Below are 19,205 nucleotides of genomic sequence, written 5' to 3'. Positions count from 1 at the left end.
GTAGAGATTAGAGGAGAAGACCCATGCGGCTTCTGGTGGTTGGCAGGCTCAGCGGACAGCTGGCGACGGCGGTGAAAATGGCCATGGCGCACGGCGCCAAGGTCCAGCACGTCGAGCGCGGCGATCAGGCGACGGAGCAGCTCCGGCGAGGGCAGGGCGCGGACCTGCTGATGGTCGACTATCGCGTGGACATCGCCGCCCTGATCTCGGCCAACGAGAACGAGCGCATCCACGTCCCGGTCGTCGCCTGCGGCGTCGATGCCGATGCGGTGGACGCCGCCAACGCCATTCGCGCGGGCGCCAAGGAGTTCATCCCCCTGCCGCCGGAAGCGGACCTGATCGCGGCGGTGCTGTCGGCGGTCGCCGACGACGAACGTCCGATGATTTCGGCCGACCCGTCGATGAAGCACGTCATCCAGTTGGCCGATCAGGTCGCCCGCTCGGAAGCCTCGATCCTGATCACCGGTGAGAGCGGTGTCGGTAAGGAAGTCATGGCCCGCTACCTGCACAGCGGGTCCAGGCGCGCCGAACGTCCCTTCATCAGCGTCAACTGCGCCGCCATCCCGGACAATCTGCTCGAGTCCGAACTGTTCGGGCACGAGAAGGGGGCGTTCACCGGCGCCATGGCCCGCCGCATCGGCAAGTTCGAGGAAGCCGACGGCGGCACCCTGCTGCTGGACGAAATCTCCGAGATGGATGTCCGCCTGCAGGCCAAGCTGCTGCGCGCCATTCAGGAGCGGGTCATCGACCGTGTCGGCGGCGCCAAGCCGGTGCCGGTCAACATCCGCATCATCGCCACCTCGAACCGCGATCTGGCCAAGTCGGTCGCCGAGGGCAGCTTCCGCGAAGACCTGCTGTACCGCCTGAACGTCGTGAACCTGCGCCTGCCCGCCCTGCGTGAGCGTCCGGGCGACATCGCCGTTCTGGCCGACCACTTCGTCAAGAAATACGCCGCCGCCAACGGCGTGCCGGTGCGTCCGATCTCCGCCGACGCCAAGCGCGCCCTGATCAGCCACCGCTGGAACGGCAACGTCCGCGAGCTGGAAAACGCGATGCACCGTGCGGTGCTGCTCGCGGTGGGCCCGGAGATCGACGTGGAGGCCATCCGCCTGCCCGACGGCCAGCCCCTGACGTCCGGAGCCTACGGCGCATCCCCCGCTGACGCCGGTCCGGCCGCCCGCGCGGCCCATGCCGCCGACGTCGTCACCCGCTCGCACGTCGGCCAGACCGTCGCGCAGATGGAGAAGACCCTGATCCTCGACACCCTGTCGCACTGCCTGGGCAACCGCACCCATGCGGCGAACATCCTGGGTATCTCGATCCGGACCCTGCGCAACAAGCTGAACGAATACGCCGACGAGGGCACGTCGATCCCCGCGCCCCAGTCGGGCGTCGCGGCCTCGGGTTACGCGGCCTGATCATGACACTGGCGACGGACCGCAGAAGCGTCCTGACCACCCTCCCGGAAGCGGGAGGGTTCAGCCATGACTGACGCCCCCATCCTGATGAAGGACGGCTTCGCCCGTCCGACCGCCGGCGACATGCGCGGCTGGCTGATGCGCGGCGAAGTGCTGATGGCCGTCGGCGTGATCGGCGTCATCCTGCTGCTGATCCTGCCGATCCCGAAATTCCTGCTGGATCTGCTGCTGGCCTTCTCGCTGGTGTCGTCGGTGCTGATCCTGATGACGGCCGTGATGATGAAGCGGCCGCTCGACTTCGCCATCTTCCCGACGGTGCTGCTGGTCTCGACCCTGTTCCGTCTGGGCCTGAACCTGGCCTCGACCCGTCTGATCCTGACCCATGGTCAGGAGGGTCACGCCTCCGCCGGTCAGGTCATCGCCGCCTTCGGCGAGCTGATGATGGGCGGCAACTTCATCATCGGGGTGATCATCTTCGCGATCATTCTGGTGGTGAACTTCGTCGTCATCACCAAGGGTTCGACCCGGATCGCAGAAGTGTCCGCCCGCTTCACCCTGGACTCCATGCCGGGCAAGCAGATGGCCATCGACGCCGACCTGTCGTCGGGCTTGATCACCGAGGACCAGGCCAAGCTGCGCCGCAAGGAGCTGGAGCAGGAATCGACCTTCTTCGGGGCCATGGACGGTGCGTCCAAATTCGTGCGCGGCGACGCCGTCGCGGGCCTGATCATCACCTTCATCAACGCCATCGGCGGTATCCTGATCGGCGTGGTCTCGCACGGCATGCCGGTCGGCGACGCGGCCAATACCTATGTCCAGCTGACCATCGGCGACGGTCTGGTGACCCAGGTTCCGGCCATCATCATCTCGATCGCCGCCGGCTTCCTGGTGTCGAAGGCGGGCGTCGAGGGCACGGCGGACAAGGCTTTCGTCAGCCAGCTGGCCACCAACCCGGTTTCGCTGGGCGTGGTCGCCGGTTCGTCGGCCCTGATTGGCCTGATCCCGGGCATGCCGATCATCCCCTTCATGGCGCTGGCCGCCGGCGCTGGCTTCCTGGCCTGGCGACTGGGTCGCGACCGTCTCAAGCCCCAACCGACCGAGGCCGAACTGGCCCAGACCGCCTCCGGTCCGGCCGAGGATGTGGAAGAACCCATCGGCACGGCCCTGACCATCGACGAGGTCAAGATCGAGCTGGGGTATTCCCTGCTGTCGCTGATCAACGATCTGGAGGGCCGCCGCCTGACCGATCAGGTCCGGGCCCTGCGTCGTTCGCTGGCCCAGGAGTACGGCTTCGTCATGCCGTCGGTGCGCATCCTCGACAACATGCGTCTGGGCACGCAGGGCTATGCCATTCGCATCAAGGAGATGGAGGCCGGCAGTGGCGAGGTGCGTCTGGGCTCGCTGATGGCGATGGACCCCGCCGGTCGTCAGGTCGAGCTGCCGGGCGAACACACACGCGAACCCGCCTTCGGCCTGCCCGCCACCTGGATCGATGAAAGCCTGCGCGAGGAAGCGACCTTCCGCGGCTACACCATCGTCGACCCGTCGACGGTGCTGACCACCCACCTGACCGAAATCCTCAAGGAGAACATGGCGGACCTGCTCTCCTACGCCGAGGTGCAGAAGCTGCTGAAGGAACTGGGGACCGAAGAGAAGAAGCTGGTCGAGGAGCTGATCCCCACGGTCGTCACCGTCACGACCCTGCAACGCGTCCTGCAGTCCCTGCTGCGCGAGAAGGTCTCCATCCGCGATCTGGGCGCCATTCTGGAAGGTCTGGCGGAGGCCGCGCCGCACAGCACCTCGGTCACCACCCTGGTCGAGCACGTCCGCGCCCGTCTGGCCCGGCAGCTGTGTTGGCAGCACAAGGGCGATGACGGCGCCCTCCCCATCGTCACGCTGTCGCCCGAGTGGGAACAGGCCTTCGCCGAGAGCCTGATCGGCCCCGGCGAGGACAAGCAACTGGCCATGGCGCCGTCGCGGCTGCAGGACTTCATCCGCGCCGTCCGCGACGTATTCGAGCGCGCGGCGATGTCGGGCGAGACGGCGGTGTTGCTGACCGGCCCGCAGGTCCGGCCCTACGTGCGCTCGATCATTGAACGCTTCCGCGGCCAGACGGTGGTGATGAGCCAGAACGAGGTGCATCCCAAGGCGCGCCTGCGGACCATCGGTTCGGTCTAGAACGAAAGCGGCCGGGTCGGACCCTGTCCAACCCGGCCTGACTTCCGCTTCAGCCGATCAGGCTTTTGCTCAGTTCACCGTCGTCCATCCGCCCGCCGAAGCGTTGCGGGCCGCGTCATTGACGGGGCGGGCGATCAGGCCTGACTGGGTGATCCAGACCTCGTGACGGGCGCCGTCGGCCATCGGCATGTAGGCGGCGCCGCCATACAGGGTGTCCACGGCGTCGATGTGCTTGCGGTATTTCCGCGCCGTATCCCAGGTGCTGATCTTCCATGGCAGGCCGTTGTCGTTCTCGGTGATGGACAGGGGGTGCACGCTGCGCTCCGCGTTCAGCTCCTGATCAATGCGCTGATAGCGACCCGACAGGCGATCCAGCCGGTACTGGGTGTTCAGGCCCAGCACATTCGCCCACGGCTTCCACTTCAGCACCTGCGCCTCGATCCGCCACTCGTCCCCGTGCAGGGGATAGAGGTTGGTCGCGGCGGGCATGTTCTCGCCGTTGGCGGTCTGGATCACCGTGGCCTCGAAATACTGCGGTCCCAGCTGGCGGGTCATGATGGTGGCGACCGGCCGTTCATAGGTCAGGCGCGAATAGGTCTGGATGTCCAGCGCAAGCAGGGCAGCGATGGTCGCGGCGGCCATGAAACCCGCGCCGCCGACGCTGCCCAGCAGTCCGCCGATCACCTTGCCCCGGAACAGGGCGCCCAGCCCCTTTATCAGAAGCATCAGCCCCAGCAGCGCCACCACCGCCGGAACAACCCACCACCACCAGACCATTTGCGCCCCTTTCCCCCGATCAAGACGGGACAATCTTTACCTTAAATCCGTCGAGTGGCGAGGGTTTCTCCAAAGACGCGACTGGACAGGAAAAAACCCATCGCTAATGCTCGTATTCGATGAGTACGGCGTGGCGCGATACCCTGCAGGCCCTGCGGCAGTTCCTCCGCACCCCGACTCTGGGACGACGGGTCGCGGGGCTGTTGACGCTCGCCATCGTGCTCCTGCTGGCGAGCAATATCGCGACCTTCGTGATGATCCAGCGGACCGCCCGCTTCAACGACGACGTCGAGAGAGCCCAGCAATTGCGACGTCACGCGCGGACGGTGCTGATCAATCTGATCGATGCCGAGACCGGACAGCGGGGCTTCCTGCTGACCGGCAACGCTGAGTATCTGGAAGTCCACGGCGAAGCATCGCGGGAGTTGCCGCACCAGCTTGAGGAGCTGACCCGACTGGCCGCCGGCGACCCGGACATCGAGCCCCGGGTCGCCCACCTGCGGGAACTGGCTGAGGCCAAGCTGGCCGAACTGGACCGGACGGTCGGCATGGCGCGCACGGGCCGTCTGGGGCCTGCGCTCAGCATCGTCCGCAGCAACGAGGGCAAGGCGGCGATGGACGCCTTCCGCAACGAGGCGGCGGCGGTGGACGAGATCACCCAGACCCGACTGGACTTCCGGACCCGGCAGTCAGAGTGGTCCGGTGGTGTCACCGTGGCCGCCAACGCCGTTGGGGCCGCCCTGATCATCGCCCTGGCGGGCGTCAGCGCCTGGCTGATCCGCCGCTATGTCATGGAAATCCAGCAGGCCCGTGACGCGGTCGCCCGCATGAACGCCGGGCTTGAAAGTCAGGTGCGCGAGCGGACGGCCGATCTGACCCGGGCAAACGAGGAAATCCAGCGCTTCGCCTACATCGTCAGCCACGACCTGCGCGCGCCATTGGTCAATGTCATGGGCTACACCTCCGAACTCGAACAGGCGGGCAAGGTGGTCGACAAGGCGATCATCGAGGCCGAGAGCAGGCGCAAGGTCGATCCGGAAGTCATCGCCGCCGTCCGCGAGGACATGCCGGAGGCCATCGGCTTCATCCGCGCCTCGACCGAGAAGATGGACCGGCTGATCAACGCCATTCTCCGGCTGTCCCGCGAAGGGCGGCGGTCTCTGGTCCCGGAGGTGCTGGATATGTCGGTGATGGTTCGGGGCATCGCCGACAGCGTGCACCACCAGACCGGCGCGGCCGGCGCCGAGATCGTGGTCGAGCCCCTGCCGCGTCTCGACAGTGACCGTCTGTCGGTCGAACAGATCTTCGGCAACCTGATCGACAACGCCGTGAAATATCTCGATCACGACCGACCGGGCCGGATCGTGGTGTCGGGGGAAGAGGCCAACGGCTGGGTCACCTACCGGATCGCGGACAACGGACGCGGCATCGCGCCGCGTGACCACGAGCGTATTTTTGAACTGTTCCGCCGCTCGGGCCGTCAGGACCGCAAGGGGGAGGGACTGGGGCTGGCCTTCGTCCGGAACAGCGTTCGCCGTCTCGGCGGAGACATCACGGTGGATTCAGAGCTCGGAAAGGGCTCGACATTCATCCTCAAATTCCCCACACGCCTCATCCTCGCTGAGGCCGGAGATTACTGATGAGCACGTCCGTCAAGATCGTGATGGTCGAGGATGACCTCGGCCACGCCAAACTGATCGAAAAGAACATCCGCCGCGCCAATATCGCGAACGATATCGAGCATTTCGAGGACGGCAGCTCGGCCCTCGACTATCTGTTCAGTGATACGGTCAGGGCCAACGGCCCGCTGTTGATCCTGCTGGACCTCAACCTGCCGGACATGTCGGGCACGGACATTCTGGAGAAGGTGAAGGGCGACGAGCGCCTGCGCCGCGCCCCCGTCGTGGTGCTGACCACAACCGACGACAGGGTTGAGATCCAGCGCTGCTACGATCTGGGCTGTAACGTCTACATCACCAAGCCGGTTGATTACGAGAGCTTCGCGGACGCGATCCGTCAGCTCGGGCTGTTCCTGTCCGTGATGCAGGCCCCGGAGATCGAGTGAAGGGCGAGGGCGAAGTCATCCGTCTGCTCTACATCGACGATGACCGCGGCCTGTCGCGGCTGGTCGAGAAGGAGCTGGGGCGTCACGGCTACGCCGTGACCTGCGCCTCCGACGGGGACGCGGGGCTGGATGTGCTCGCCGCGCGTCCGGACGCTTTCGACGCCATCGCGCTGGATCACTACATGCCGGGTCGCGACGGGCTGGACGTTCTGCCCGACATCGTCGCCCTGAACGACCCGCCGCCGGTCGTCTATGTGACCGGGGCCCAGGAAGGCCGCATCGCCGTGGCCGCCCTGCGCGCCGGCGCCGCCGACTACGTCATCAAGGACGTGTCCGAGGACTTCACCGCCCTGCTGCGCAACGCGATCGAGGACGCCATCCAGCGCCGCCGCCTCCAGCGTGAGCATGACGAGGCGCAGGAGCAGGTCCGTCTCGCGCGCGACCGCGCCGAGGCGATGTTGCGCGAGGTGAACCACCGCGTCGGCAACTCGCTGCAACTGGTGTCCAGCTTCATGTCGTTGCAGATGCGGCACCTGGCCGACGACGGCGCCCGCGCCGCCCTGCGCGAGTCGCAGGCGCGGATCGAGGCCGTCGCCCATGTGCACCGCCGCCTCTACACCTCCGGCGATATGTCCTCGGTGGAGATGGACGAGTATCTGCGCGGTCTGATTGATGAGCTGGCCAAGTCCGTCGGCCCTGACTCCGGCTCGCCGACCCTGACGCTGGAGGTCGAACCCATGCGGGTGTCGACCGATCAGGCCGTGTCGCTGGGCGTGGTGGTCACCGAATTGGTCACCAATGCCGTCAAGTACGCCTACGCCCCCGGTCAGGGCGGCGAGATCCGCGTCATCCTGCGCGCCGGCGCCGACGGTCGCGCCCTGCTGACGGTCGAGGATGATGGTCCGGGCATGGGCGACGGCACGCCCAAGGGCACCGGTCTGGGCGGCAAGATCATTTCCGCCATGGCGTCCGGCCTGCGCTCGGTGGTCGAGTTCGATCAGGCGCACAGCGGGGTCCGCGCCCGACTGGCCTTTGATCTCTGACATGATCGCCGCCCTGCAGTTCGGCGTGGCGGAGGCGGGGCTGGACTACACGCTTCGCCCCACCGCCTTCGGCCTCGTCTTCCATGACGGCAAGCTGGCCTGCGTTCGCGTGGATCGCGGGGAGGGCAGCTATTACGACCTGCCCGGCGGCGCCGTGGACGGGGAAGAGAGCGAGGAACAGGCGCTGGTCCGCGAGTTCATCGAGGAGACGGGCATGACCGTCCGCCCCTTCGCCCGCATCGCCGAGGCGGCCCAGTTCTTCCGCAAATCCACCGGTGCGCCGCTGAACAACATCGGCGGCTTCTGGATCGCCCAGCAGCTGTCTCTGGACCCGGCGGCCAAGGTCGAGGCGGATCATGAACTGGTCTGGCTGCATCCCCACACAGCCCTGAACGAACTCCGTCACGACGCCCACGCCTGGGCGGTCGCGACCTGGCTGCGGCGAAAGACCTGAGATCGGGAACTCCCCCGCCGCCCCACGGTTGTCCTTGCCGAAGCGTCGCTCTTCCGGCGGCGTCAGAACAGGGAGCTCCCAATGCCCGATCACGATCGCATCGAAGGCGCCGCCAAGAATCTCGGTGGCAAGGCCAAGGAATTCGCCGGCAAGGTCACCGGCGACGAGAAGCTGAAGGCCGAAGGCAAGGCCGATCAGGTTGAAGGCAAGGTCCAGAACGCCGTCGGCGGCGTCAAGGACACCCTTCGCGGCGACAAGCGCAACTGATCCGTCGCCCCGGACAGACTCAACGCCGCGTCCCGAAAGGGGCGCGGCGTTCGTCTGTCCGCTCAATCGCTGCCGCCGAAGGTGACCTTCAGGCCGTCTTCACGGGACACCTGACCGCCGCGGTCGCAGGTCTCGCTGAAGGCCACCGCGCCCCGGCCGGTCACGCCCGGACGGGTGGTGCAGTTGCGGTCCGCCAGATCGGGCCCGCTCGGCGCACTCGCGCGGGCAGGCGCACCGCACTGCAGGGCGTAGCGGTCCCCGGCGGCTTCCTGACGACAGTGGTCGGCCCGGCTCCCAGCGCGCAGCGCGGCGGGCAGATCATCGCCCATATGGGCGGCCAGCGCGGCGCGGACGCGTCCCTGACAGGCTTCCATGGTCTCTGACGAGGACCGGATCAGGGGGCTGCATTCGGAGCGTTCATAGCCGAAAGGATCAGCCCGCGCCCAGTCGGGCAGGGTCGGCGCGGAGGCGGGCGCGGCCACCGGCGCGGGCTCGACGGGCGTGGACCACACCACCTGGCCGGCGGCGGCCTGTTGCAGCATCAGGGCGGAAAGCACGGCGGCGGTCAGCATGGGGAAAAGCCTCCGGATGTGTCGCGGCGACGCTAGCCTATTTCGCCAGCGCCCGCATCGCTTTCTCCAGCCCTTCCAGCGTCAGCGGATACATCCGCTCGTCGATGACCTCGCGGATCAGGCCGACTGACGCGGAATAGTTCCAGTACCGCTCCGGTGAAGGGTTCAGCCACGCCACCTTGTCCCACTGCTGAGTGGCCCGCTTCAGCCAGACGGCCCCCGCTTCCTCGTTCCAGTGCTCGACCGAGCCGCCGGGCATGGTGATCTCATAGGGGCTCATGGTGGCGTCGCCGACGAAGATGGCGCGCCAGTCGGCGGGGTATTTGTTCAGCACGTCCCAGGTGTCGATCTTCTCGGTGTGCCGACGCCGGTTGTCCTTCCACACCCCCTCATAGAGGCAGTTGTGGAAGTAGAAGAATTCCAGGTGCTTGAACTCGGTCTTCGCCGCCGAGAACAGCTCCTCGCACATCTTCACATGGGCATCCATCGACCCGCCGATATCGAGGAACAGCAGCACCTTGATCGTATTGCGCCGCTCGGGCCGCATCTGGATGTCCAGCCAGCCCTGACGCGCGGTGCCGTCGATAGTGGCGTCCATGTCCAGTTCGTCCGCCGCCCCCTGCCGGGCGAACCGGCGCAGGCGGCGCAGGGCGACCTTGATGTTGCGGGTGCCCAGTTCGACCTGATCGTCCAGGTTTTTGTACTCGCGCTTCTCCCACACCTTCACGGCCCGTCCGTGCTTGCCGGGACCGCCGATACGCACGCCTTCGGGATTGTAGCCGCCGTGGCCGAACGGGCTGGTCCCGCCCGTGCCGACCCATTTGTTGCCGCCCTCGTGACGGCCCTTCTGTTCCTCGAGCCGCTCCTTCAGCGTCTCCATCAGCTTCTCGAAACCGCCCATGGCCTCGATCTGGGCCTTCTCCTCGTCGGTGAGGAATTTCTCGTTCAGCAGCCGCAGCCAGTCTTCCGGCAGGTCGGTGGTCAGGTCCTCGCCCGCCCCCACCGTTTCGACGCCCGCGAACACCTTGCCGAACACCTGATCGAAGCGGTCGTAGTGTTTCTCGTCCTTGACCAGCACCGCACGCGACAGATGGTAGAAATCATCGACGCGTCCCCCCGCCACGCCCTTGTCCATGGCCTCCATCAGATGGAGCCATTCCTTCATCGAGACCGGAACCTTGGCGTCGCGCAGGGCTGTGAAGAAGGGCAGGAGCATGGGCTCATGCTTTAGCAGGCTCCGGGCGCGCGCCCAATCATGACGACGACTTAATGAGGCCGCCCCCTTTTCGACACGGCGTGACGGGATTGGCGACACAGTTCCCGGAAGCGTCATCATGTCCGATCCTGTCTCTGCCTGCTCCGTCTCATTCTTCGATCCCGCAGCGGGAAGGCGCGCCTTCTTCGGTGGCGACTGGCCCGGCGTCCGGTCCGCGTTCGAGGCTGCGGCGATCGAGGGCCGGTTGGACGCGGCGGGGGTCGCCATGCTCGCGTGGGCCTGCCACAGGCTCGGCGACGACGAAGGGGCCGACGCCTTCAGCCGTCAGGCGCTCGCGTTGGACGGAGGCGATCTGCGTGTCCTCATCATCCGCGCCGATCTGCTGACCGCTCGCGGAGCAAAGCGCGAGGCCAACCTCTATTACCGGGCGGTGATCGCGCGCGGCGAGACCGCCGCCGGCCTTCCGCAGGACCTGATCGAGAGCGTGGCCCGGGCGAAGGCGATTCAGAGGCGTCTCGTCGCCGGCATGGCGGATCACCTGCGGGAGGAGCTGCGGCAGTCCGGCTATGTCGAAGGCCGCTCCAGCGCCCGCTTCACCCATGCGCTCGATATCGTGACCGGACGTCGCCAGCCCTATTTCCAGCAGCCGCAGGCCTTCTTCTTCCCCGAGCTGCCCAACACCCAGTTCTATCCCCGCGACATGTTCCCCTGGATGGATCGGGTCGAGGCGGCCACGGACGACATGACCCGCGAGCTGGAGACGGTGCTGGCCGAGGATGCGGCCTTCTCGCCCTATCTGCAGACGGTGTCCGACCTGCCCTCGCGCACCGACTATCCGCTGGTCGACAGCATGGACTGGAGCGCCTGCTTCCTTTGGCGCGACGGAGCCGAGACGCCGAACGCGGCGCGCTGTCCCCTGACCATGGCGGCCCTGTCTGACGCGCCCCTTTGCCGGGTCGCCGCGCGATCGCCGCAGGTCATGTTCTCGCAGCTGAAGGCCGGGGCCCACATCCTGCCCCATACCGGCTTCGTGAACACCCGCCTGACCTGCCACCTGCCGCTGATCGTGCCCGAAGGCTGCAAATTCCGTGTCGGCAACGAGGTGCGTGAGTGGCGGCGCGGCCAGGGCTGGGCCTTCGACGACACCATCGAACACGAAGCGCTCAACACCAGCGACCGTACCCGCGTGGTGCTCATCTTCGACATCTGGCGACCGGAGCTGACCGAGGAAGAACGCGTCCTCGTCTCCACGACCCTTGAGGCGCTGGACGCCTACTCCCCGACGGTTTCGACCTGGGAGTAGAGGTCAGTCGGTCGCGGCCTCGAGTACGGTGGTCCAGCGACCGGTGGTGAGCATCACTTCGGCGCCGAGAGCGAGGCTCTCGGGCGTGGTCATGCGCTGCTTGAAAATCCATTCGCCGACCTTCGCCAGCCGGGCCTGGGCGTGCAGCGCCCGGTCGCCCTGTCCGACAATGTAGGCGAGATAGATTTGTTCGCCGACGCCTTCGGGCGCGGTGACCTGCACCACCGGACCTTCATAGGGGCGGGCGTCCGAGAAGCGGTTCCGGATTCCCGCGGCAGTGTCCGTGGCGGCCTGCTGTACCGAAACACCCGGGCCGTAACGGGTCGCATAATAGGTCATGTAGATATTGCCGGCGTCGGCGTTGCAGCCGACATCATCTCCGGCGGGAAGGCCGGGAAACAGCATGAGGCTGTTGTTCTTCTCTTCCGGCGAATAGTCGCAGATCAGGCCGCTGGCCTTGTGGCGAATGATCAGTCGCGTGTCGCTGCTCTGGTTCTCGAACAGATCGGGATAGCCTGTACGATCAATCAGGGCCTGCGCCTGCGTCCGGGTCGTCGAGCGACGGACCTGAGCTCCACCCTCTGTCGGGGCATCCTGCGCCATCGCCACCGGCGCGAAGGCCAGCGCGGCGATAAAGGTCAAACGAGCCAGCATGGCGTCCCCCGGAAAACAGGAGACGATCAAGCCATGCCGTAACGTCCGCGTCTATCCGCGCCGCAGGATGAACTCGTCATCCAGCCATGACCCCACCGGATACTGGTACTCGCCCGCCTTCTCGAACCCGTAGGCGGCGTACAGTTTCTGGGCCTTCAGATTGCCGCTCCAGACACCAATCCAGAGCGGGCCGTCGGTGTTGGCTTCCATCCACTCCAGCGAGACGGCCAGCAGTTTCGTCCCGAGGCCCAGCCCCTGCGCGGCCTTCGACACGTACAGCCGCCGCAGTTCGGCATGGCTGGCGCGGCCATCGGGGTGGGGCAGGGTGTTCGGTCCCGTGTTGGCGAAGGCCAGCAGTTCGCCCTCCCTTTCCGCCACCCACCAGGCCGCGCCCGGCTCAGCCAGCTTCGTCCGGATCGTCTCCGCATTGAAGCTGGCGTCCAGAAACGCCGTCAGGTCCGCCTCGGGATAGGGGATGCCGAAGCCGGTCACGAAGGTGTCGATGAAGGTCTCGTGGCCCAGATCGGCCAGAGGCTGGGCGTCTTCGTTACGGGCGGGGCGGATGATGCTCTCGGTCATGTCCCCGCCTTAGCGGGGGAAACCGTCCAGTGCGAGCTTGCCGATGGCCGAACGGTCCTGTTTCAGGGCAGGCTGGTCCGGTCTGTATCGCCGGGGCTTCGGGCCGAGGGCGGTGGAGATTTCACGAGACTGACACAGCCGTTATCCACATCACCGTCTGATGCGACGGTGTGAAGGTTGTCTGATCGCTCGCGGGCGGTTACCACCTGTGACGGCGATCCGTTTCGCGGGCGCCCACGTACAGATTTCGGGGAGGAATAAGGACGGTTCGCCAAAGGCTTGCCTCCGCAGATCATGCCCTCCGCCGCCAGAGACTCATCCTTGGTTGATACTCCCGCGTCAGCAACGACCCAGCCCGTGCCGTCCGCTGAAAGCGGACGAGCCGCGCGGGGCGTCGTGCGGCCGGGGGCGATCACCCTGGCCCGTCACGGCGAGCCGGCCCTGTCGCGCAAATGCGTCCTGACCTCGGATCAGTACCGCGAATGGTGGGCGAAGTATGAGATCGGCGGCCTGCGCGCGGGCCAGACGCCGCCGCCGGGTCTGCTGGCCACCGCCGAGGGCGCGGGCGCCATCTACGCCTCGACCCGCCCCCGCGCGCAGGAAACGGCCGCCGCCGCCGCCGCGGGCAAGGAAGTACTGACCGACGCCCTGTTCATCGAGGCGCCGCTGCCGCCGCCGCGCTTCCCCTCCTGGTTCAAGCTGCCGCCGAAATACTGGGGCGTCGTCGCCCGCTTCTGGTGGCATGCCTTCGATCACCACGAAGGACAGGAAACCCGCCGCGAGGCCGAGGTTCGCGCCGAACAAGCCGCCCAGGTGCTGATCGCCCGCGCCGCCTCCGGGCAGGACGTGCTGGTTCTGGCCCATGGCTATTTCAACCACATGGTCGGCAAGCGTCTGAAGGCCAACGGCTGGGCGCTCGTCCACAATCAGGGCTTCCGGTACTGGTCGCAGCGCCGGTACGAGAAGCGCTGACGCCTCAAGGAGCTCCGGATGATCCGTCGTGCCCTTCTGTTCGGTCTGATCGGTGTGACGCTCGCCTTCGGCGCTCCTCCCGCCTTCGCCCAGGACCCGGCGGTCGCCCCGGTCCGGATCGCGCTGGAGACCGGCATGGGGCGCATTGTGATCGAGACCGATCCGCGCGCGCCGATCACCTCGTCCAACTTCGTCCGTTATGCCGATGAGCGCCGGTTCGACGACTCGGCCTTCTATCGCGGCATGACCGTCGCGCCCGGCCATGGTCTGGTGCAGGGCGGGACCGGCGGCCTGCCGAACCGCACCCGTCCGCCCATCGCCCACGAGTCGACCAGCCAGACCGGCCTCAGCCACGTCAACGGCGCGGTCTCCATGGCGGCGGGCGCCCCGGGGCAGGCGACCGGCGACTTCTTCGTCATCGTCGGCGACCTGTCCTCGCTCGACGCGGGCAAGATGGCGCCCGACAATCCGGGCTTCGCCGTCTTCGGGCGGGTGGTCGAGGGCATGGATGTGGTTCTGGCCATTCTCGATGCGCCCAAATCTCCGACCGCGGGCGAGGGCGTGATGCGCGGCCAGATGCTGGACCCCCGCGTGCCCATCGTATCGGCCCGCCGGGTCGAGATGCCGACGCCCTGACGTCTCAGGCGTCCTCGGTGGCCTTGATCGCCTTGTCCACCAACGTTTTCACGCTGTTCAGAAGATCGGAAAACAGGCCCAGTCGGGTCACGATGTCCACCGCGTCCTGACGCGCCTTGTCCACGGCCGCCTTGGCGTCCTGCGCCGCCTTGAAGGCGGCTTCCACATCCGGTCCGGTTTGCGCCAGCCAGGCGTTCGCCGCCCGCAGCATTTCGGTGTGCAGACCGTCCAGATTGGCGTTGATCGCCTTCAGCTTCGTCGTGTCGCCGTTGCAGGCCTTGCGGTCTTCCTTGCGGGCGTTCCAGGCGTCGGAATAGGCTTGGGCGGTCAGGGCGAAACGATCTTCGTGCGTGCTCATTGCGCGTCCTCCTTCGGCGCCGGGATCAGGGCGGTGATGTCGGTGATGGCCCGGTTCAGGTCGGCGATGTCGGCCCCGCCCAAGGTCTCGAAATCGGTGTGGGCCGCCTCAAGCTTGGCGAGGGTCCTCAGAATGGCGTCATAGCGGGCGGCCTGCAGTCGGACCCGGTCGTTCGCCTGTCCGCGCACGAAGGCCAGCGCCGCGCCCCGCGCCCGGGTGTCGCCGGCCAGAATCTGCTCCGCCCCGGGTGTCAGGGCGACGCCCAGATCGGTCGCCATCGGCGCCAGAAGGGGCGCCCGCGCGATCAGGCCCGCATCATACAGGGCCTCGATGGCGGCGCCTTCCTGTTGGGCGAACGCGCCGGACAGGGCGTTGAACAGCCGCACCTCCCCACCCAGCGACTGCCGCAACAGGGCGACCGCGGCGCGGATGCGGGCGCTGCCGTCGCGCAGCCGACCCCGTTGCCGGTCCGCCGCCAGCAGTCCTGCGCCTTGCGCGACGGCGGCTCCGACCGGCGCGGTGATCAGCGTCCCGGATCCCGGCTGGATCAGGTTCGCATAGGCGTTCACGCTGGTGGTCAGTCGTCCGACCACCGCCTCCGTCGCGCCCTCGGCGTCATAAGCGGCTTCCTGCTCCAGCGCCCGGTAGGCGTCGGCCAGCGCGGTGAGGGCCGAGGCCCGCAGATTGATCGCGCGGATCAGCTTGTCGACCTCGGCGGCGTTGGCCCCGCTTTGCTCCACCGGATCGCATGGCGTGTTCGCGGCCTGCGCGGCGCAGGTTTCCCATGTCGCCGTGAAGACCATCATCTCTTCCTGCCGATCCAGTCGACCGGACAGGTCTCGCACCTCTTTCGCCGCCAGGTCCGAAACCTCCGCCCCGCTGCGAGCCAGCTGTTTCGCCTGCTCGCGCGGCACGGACGCGCAGGCGGCCATTCCTGCGCACAGCCCCGTCACCAGAAGTAGAGTTCTCATGGCGCTCCCCCGCAATGCGTCAACCTTGCCGTGTGTATCCTATAACAAGGTTATGCGGAACCGGGTTTCGCTCCATTGCCGTTCCGGGGTCGTCTGACTAAGGAAGAGGTTCTCTTGTGGAAGCCCGATGACCGACACCCAGATCCCCGCCGACCTCAGCTTTGAAGACGCCCTCCAGCGTCTGGAACAGATCGTCCAGAAGCTGGAGTCGGGACAGGCGCCGCTCGAGGAATCGATCGCCCTGTACGAGGAGGGCGCGCGCCTGAAGGCTCACTGCGAGGCCCGGCTCAAGGCCGCCCAGCTGCGCGTCGAGAAGATCGTGGTCGGCCCTGACGGCCAGCCACGCGGCGCCGAACCCGCGTCGTTCGACTGATGTCCGCCACGGAACATCGCGCCGAAACCATCGGCTTCGATGACTTCATGAAGGTCGATATCCGGGTGGGTCAGGTCCTCAAGGCCGAGCCCTTTCCGGAAGCGCGCAAGCCCGCCTACAAGCTGACCATCGACTTCGGCCCGGACATCGGGGTGAAGAAGTCCTCGGCCCAGATCACGGTCCACTACACGCTGGAACAGCTGGAGGGTCGCAAGGTCGCCGCTGTCGTCAACTTCCCGCCGCGCCAGATCGGGCCGATCATGTCGGAAGTCCTGACCCTCGGCTTCCCGGACGAGAACGGCGCCGTGGTGCTGGTCGGGGTCGACCGCGAGGTCCCCGTGGGCGGGAGGCTGTTTTGAGCCACACGCCGCCTCATCAGCCCGGGCTGGCCGCCAACTCGCCCGAGCAGGGCGTCATCGACCGGGTCGCCGAGATCGCCGATCTGGTCACCGTCGCCCTCGATGAGCTGCTGCCCCGCGCCGAAGGCCCCGAATCCCGCCTGACCGAGGCCATGCGCTATGCGGCGCTGGGGCCGGGCAAGCGGCTGCGCCCCTTCTTCGCGCTGGAAGCGGCGACCCTGTTCGATATCGAGGAGCGGCCCGTCCTGCGCGCCGCCTGCGCGCTGGAATGTGTCCACGCCTACAGCCTGGTCCATGACGACCTGCCGGCGATGGACAATGACGACATGCGTCGGGGCCGTCCCACCGTGCACATCGCCTATGACGAGGCCACCGCCATTCTGGCGGGTGACGCCCTGCAGACGGCGGCCTTCGACATCATCCTGCACGAGGACACCCACGACGATCCCGCCATCCGCTGCGAGCTGGCGGCGCGGCTGTCGATGGCGTCGGGCGCGCGCGGCATGGCGGGCGGCCAGATGATCGACCTGCTGGGTGTCCGCGACGATCTGGGCGGCGTCGCCCGGATGCAGCGGCTCAAGACCGGAGCCCTGTTCACCTTCGCCTTCGAGATCCCGCTGATCATCGCCGGCGCCCGCGAGGTCCACCGTCAGGCCCTGACCAGCTTCGCCCACGACATCGGTCTGGCCTACCAGATCGTCGACGACCTGCTGGACGTCGAGGGCGACGAGGACATTCTGGGCAAGGCGGCGGGCAAGGACGCGGCCCAGGGCAAGACCAATTTCGTCACCCTGCTCGGCGTCGAGCAGGCGCGGCACAGGGTCGCGCACCTGGCCGACCAGGCCCGCGCTCATCTGGACGTCTTCGGCCCCGACGCGGATATCCTCAAGGCCAGCGTGGACTTTGTGCTTCAGCGCCGGTCCTGATAGGGCTTCTTTCCTGCACCGGTGCTGCACCGATTTTTCAGACCGCCTCGACCAGACACGCAGCGAAACAGGCTACAGCGTGTTGGAAGACTGAAGGTTTAGGTTCCTCTCCCGAAATGCCCGACACCCCTCTGCTCGATCAGGTCAAGTTCCCCGCCGACATGCGGAACTTCGACATCGCCCAGCTCAAGCAGCTGGCGGACGAGGTCCGCACCGAGACCATCGACGCCGTCTCCGTGACCGGCGGACACCTCGGCGCGGGGCTGGGCGTGGTTGAGCTCAGCGTGGCCCTGCACCACGTCTTCGAGACGCCGAAGGACATCCTGATCTGGGACGTCGGCCATCAGTGCTATCCGCATAAGATCCTGACCGGCCGCCGCGACCGCATCCGCACCCTGCGTCAGGGCGGCGGCCTGTCCGGCTTCACCAAGCGCTCCGAGAGCGAATACGACCCCTTCGGCGCGGCCCACGCCTCGACCTCCATCTCAGCCGCGCTCGGCTTCGCCGCCGCGCGCGATCAGAAGGGCGAAAGCAACCGGGTGGTGGCCGTCATCGGCGATGGTTCCATCTCGGCGGGCATGGCCTATGAGGCCATGAACAACGCCGCCGAGGCCACCAACGGCCAGCTGATGGTGATCCTGAACGACAACGACATGTCGATCGCCCCGCCGGTCGGGGGGATGAGCGCCTATCTGGCCCGTCAGGTCTCGGGCGGCGCCTACCGTCAGGTCCGCAACATCGGCAAGAAGTTCGTCGAGCACATGCCGCGCCCGTTCAAGGAAGCCGCCCGCAAGGCGGAAGAGTACGCCCGCGGCATGGTCGTCGGCGGCACCTTCTTCGAGGAGCTGGGCTTCTACTATGTCGGTCCCATCGACGGGCACGACATGGACAACCTGGTGCCGATCCTGAAGAACGCGGCCGCCATCACCGACCGCCCGGTGCTGGTCCACGTCGTCACGCAAAAGGGCAAGGGCTACGCCCCGGCCGAGAGCAGCGCCGACAAGCTGCACGCGGTGGTCAAGTTCGACGTCGTCTCGGGCAAGCAGTCCAAGCCGGTCTCCAACGCCCCCAGCTACACCAAGGTCTTCGGGACGGAGCTGATCAAGCGGGCGCAGGTCGATCCCACCGTGGTGGCCATCACCGCCGCCATGCCGTCCGGCACCGGGCTGGACCTGTTCGGCGCCGCCTTCCCCGAGCGGACCTACGATGTCGGCATCGCCGAGCAGCACGCCGTCACCTTCGCCGCGGGCCTCGCCGCCGACGGGATGAAGCCGGTCTGCGCCATCTATTCGACCTTCCTCCAGCGCGGCTACGACCAGGTCGTCCACGACGTGGCGATCCAGTCCCTGCCGGTCCGCTTCGCCATGGACCGCGCCGGTCTGGTCGGCGCTGACGGCTCGACCCATGCCGGTTCCTTCGACATCGGCTTCATGGGCGCGCTTCCGGGCATGGTCCTGATGGCCGCCTCGGACGAGGCCGAACTGGCCGCCATGATCGCCACCAGCCTTGAGATCGACGACCGCCCCTCGGCCTTCCGCTACCCGCGCGGCGACGGTGTCGGCGTCGAGATTCCGGAACTGGCCGCCCCGCTCCGGATCGGCAAGGGCCGGGTGGTGCGCGAGGGCACGGCGGTCGCCCTGCTGTCGCTCGGCACCCGTCTTCAGGAAACCCTCAAGGCCGCCGATCTGCTGGCCGCGCGCGGTGTTTCCGCCACCGTGGTCGACGCCCGCTTCGCCAAGCCTCTGGACGAGGAACTGATCCTGCGTCTCGCCCGCGAGCATGAGGCCCTGATCACGGTCGAGGAGGGCGCCATGGGCGGCTTCGGCGGCTTCGTGCTCCAGATGCTGGCCTCGAAGGGCGCTCTGGATGCGGGCCTGAAGATCCGCACCCTGCACCTGCCGGACGTCTTTCAGGATCAGGACAAGCCCGAGCTTCAGTACGCCCAGGCCGGTCTCAACGCCGACCACATCGCCGCCGCCGCCCTGCAGGCGCTCGGCGTCGAGACGACCCGCGCCGTCCGGGCCTGATCGCCGCACACCCTTGAAATTGAGAATGGTTCGCAATAAATCCTTCTGACCACAGGT

The 19,205-nt window shown here is 67.2% G+C and carries 21 protein-coding genes; 14 read left to right on the top strand and 7 right to left on the bottom strand.

The features are described 5' to 3' along the window. The first annotated feature begins 23 nt into the window (after positions 1-23). Together FKQ52_RS12705 and flhA are read left to right on the top strand one after the other, a co-directional pair. Positions 24-1,418: a sigma-54 dependent transcriptional regulator gene (locus FKQ52_RS12705; protein WP_141627520.1), complete on the top strand. Its 1,395-nt coding sequence runs from the start codon at positions 24-26 to the stop codon at positions 1,416-1,418. Positions 1,419-1,505: 87 nt separating this feature from the next. Beyond that, positions 1,506-3,596 (top strand): flagellar biosynthesis protein FlhA, encoded by a 2,091-nt coding sequence (flhA, locus tag FKQ52_RS12700; protein WP_141628361.1) that lies wholly within the window; start codon positions 1,506-1,508, stop codon positions 3,594-3,596. 69 nt (positions 3,597-3,665) lie between these two features. Here the strand turns inward: flhA and FKQ52_RS12695 are convergent, their stop codons facing one another. After that, entirely contained in the window at positions 3,666-4,373 is a 708-nt protein-coding gene (locus tag FKQ52_RS12695) for a hypothetical protein (protein ID WP_141627519.1), read from the bottom strand. Positions 4,374-4,492: 119 nt separating this feature from the next. Here FKQ52_RS12695 and FKQ52_RS12690 point away from each other — a divergent pair, with 119 nt between their 5' ends. From FKQ52_RS12690 to FKQ52_RS12670, 5 genes are all read left to right on the top strand, one after another. Next, positions 4,493-6,013: a CHASE3 domain-containing protein gene (locus tag FKQ52_RS12690; protein ID WP_141627518.1), complete on the top strand. Its 1,521-nt coding sequence runs from the start codon at positions 4,493-4,495 to the stop codon at positions 6,011-6,013. Next, positions 6,013-6,438 (top strand): response regulator, encoded by a 426-nt coding sequence (locus tag FKQ52_RS12685; protein ID WP_141627517.1) that lies wholly within the window; start codon positions 6,013-6,015, stop codon positions 6,436-6,438. The genes FKQ52_RS12690 and FKQ52_RS12685 overlap by 1 nt, the downstream gene beginning before the upstream one ends. After that, positions 6,435-7,481 (top strand): sensor histidine kinase, encoded by a 1,047-nt coding sequence (locus FKQ52_RS12680; RefSeq protein ID WP_141627516.1) that lies wholly within the window; start codon positions 6,435-6,437, stop codon positions 7,479-7,481. The genes FKQ52_RS12685 and FKQ52_RS12680 overlap by 4 nt, the downstream gene beginning before the upstream one ends. Position 7,482: 1 nt before the next feature. Then, positions 7,483-7,935, top strand: coding sequence for an NUDIX domain-containing protein (locus tag FKQ52_RS12675; RefSeq protein ID WP_141627515.1), 453 nt, complete (start codon positions 7,483-7,485; stop codon positions 7,933-7,935). 81 nt (positions 7,936-8,016) lie between these two features. Beyond that, positions 8,017-8,202, top strand: a complete 186-nt coding sequence (locus FKQ52_RS12670) for a CsbD family protein (protein ID WP_141627514.1) — start codon at positions 8,017-8,019, stop codon at positions 8,200-8,202. A 62-nt stretch (positions 8,203-8,264) separates the two neighbouring features. Here FKQ52_RS12670 and FKQ52_RS12665 read toward each other — a convergent pair whose 3' ends face one another. Next, positions 8,265-8,774, bottom strand: coding sequence for a hypothetical protein (locus FKQ52_RS12665; RefSeq protein ID WP_141627513.1), 510 nt, complete (start codon positions 8,772-8,774; stop codon positions 8,265-8,267). A gap of 37 nt (positions 8,775-8,811) precedes the next feature. Continuing rightward, a complete protein-coding gene (locus FKQ52_RS12660) occupies positions 8,812-9,990 on the bottom strand; it encodes a VWA domain-containing protein (protein WP_141627512.1) in 1,179 nt (392 codons plus the stop codon). 118 nt (positions 9,991-10,108) lie between these two features. On the opposite strand from FKQ52_RS12660, the gene FKQ52_RS12655 reads away from it, so the two are divergent. Further along, positions 10,109-11,293: an aspartyl/asparaginyl beta-hydroxylase domain-containing protein gene (locus FKQ52_RS12655; RefSeq protein WP_141627511.1), complete on the top strand. Its 1,185-nt coding sequence runs from the start codon at positions 10,109-10,111 to the stop codon at positions 11,291-11,293. 3 nt (positions 11,294-11,296) lie between these two features. Here the strand turns inward: FKQ52_RS12655 and FKQ52_RS12650 are convergent, their stop codons facing one another. Together FKQ52_RS12650 and FKQ52_RS12645 are read right to left on the bottom strand one after the other, a co-directional pair. Next, the gene (locus tag FKQ52_RS12650) at positions 11,297-11,947 is read right to left on the bottom strand and encodes a hypothetical protein (RefSeq protein WP_141627510.1); all 651 of its coding nucleotides are present in this window, start codon (positions 11,945-11,947) and stop codon (positions 11,297-11,299) included. Between the two features lie 51 nt (positions 11,948-11,998). Continuing rightward, a complete protein-coding gene (locus FKQ52_RS12645) occupies positions 11,999-12,526 on the bottom strand; it encodes a GNAT family N-acetyltransferase (RefSeq protein WP_141627509.1) in 528 nt (175 codons plus the stop codon). 321 nt (positions 12,527-12,847) lie between these two features. Here FKQ52_RS12645 and FKQ52_RS12640 point away from each other — a divergent pair, with 321 nt between their 5' ends. Continuing rightward, positions 12,848-13,498, top strand: a complete 651-nt coding sequence (locus tag FKQ52_RS12640; protein ID WP_370450959.1) for a histidine phosphatase family protein — start codon at positions 12,848-12,850, stop codon at positions 13,496-13,498. A gap of 18 nt (positions 13,499-13,516) precedes the next feature. Continuing rightward, a complete protein-coding gene (locus FKQ52_RS12635) occupies positions 13,517-14,134 on the top strand; it encodes a peptidylprolyl isomerase (protein WP_141627507.1) in 618 nt (205 codons plus the stop codon). Positions 14,135-14,138: 4 nt separating this feature from the next. Here the strand turns inward: FKQ52_RS12635 and FKQ52_RS12630 are convergent, their stop codons facing one another. Together FKQ52_RS12630 and FKQ52_RS12625 are read right to left on the bottom strand one after the other, a co-directional pair. Further along, entirely contained in the window at positions 14,139-14,492 is a 354-nt protein-coding gene (locus tag FKQ52_RS12630; protein WP_141627506.1) for a hypothetical protein, read from the bottom strand. Beyond that, entirely contained in the window at positions 14,489-15,463 is a 975-nt protein-coding gene (locus FKQ52_RS12625) for a hypothetical protein (protein ID WP_141627505.1), read from the bottom strand. The genes FKQ52_RS12630 and FKQ52_RS12625 overlap by 4 nt, the downstream gene beginning before the upstream one ends. 127 nt (positions 15,464-15,590) lie before the next feature. Here FKQ52_RS12625 and FKQ52_RS12620 point away from each other — a divergent pair, with 127 nt between their 5' ends. From FKQ52_RS12620 to dxs, 4 genes are all read left to right on the top strand, one after another. Then, a complete protein-coding gene (locus tag FKQ52_RS12620) occupies positions 15,591-15,836 on the top strand; it encodes an exodeoxyribonuclease VII small subunit (protein WP_141627504.1) in 246 nt (81 codons plus the stop codon). Next, entirely contained in the window at positions 15,836-16,195 is a 360-nt protein-coding gene (locus FKQ52_RS12615; protein ID WP_141627503.1) for a tRNA-binding protein, read from the top strand. Before FKQ52_RS12620 ends, FKQ52_RS12615 begins: the two co-directional genes overlap by 1 nt. A 56-nt stretch (positions 16,196-16,251) precedes the next feature. Continuing rightward, on the top strand, positions 16,252-17,121 hold the full coding sequence (locus FKQ52_RS12610; protein WP_141628360.1) for a polyprenyl synthetase family protein: 870 nt from the start codon (positions 16,252-16,254) through the stop codon (positions 17,119-17,121). A 116-nt stretch (positions 17,122-17,237) separates the two neighbouring features. Continuing rightward, on the top strand, positions 17,238-19,148 hold the full coding sequence (gene dxs / locus FKQ52_RS12605) for a 1-deoxy-D-xylulose-5-phosphate synthase (RefSeq protein WP_141627502.1): 1,911 nt from the start codon (positions 17,238-17,240) through the stop codon (positions 19,146-19,148). Positions 19,149-19,205: the final 57 nt, after the last annotated feature.

Source organism: Brevundimonas sp. M20, from assembly GCF_006547065.1.
In the GTDB taxonomy this organism is placed as follows: Bacteria; Pseudomonadota; Alphaproteobacteria; order Caulobacterales; family Caulobacteraceae; genus Brevundimonas.
Note: the sequence above shows the minus strand (reverse complement) of the source record. Positions and strands in the feature narration are given on the sequence as shown.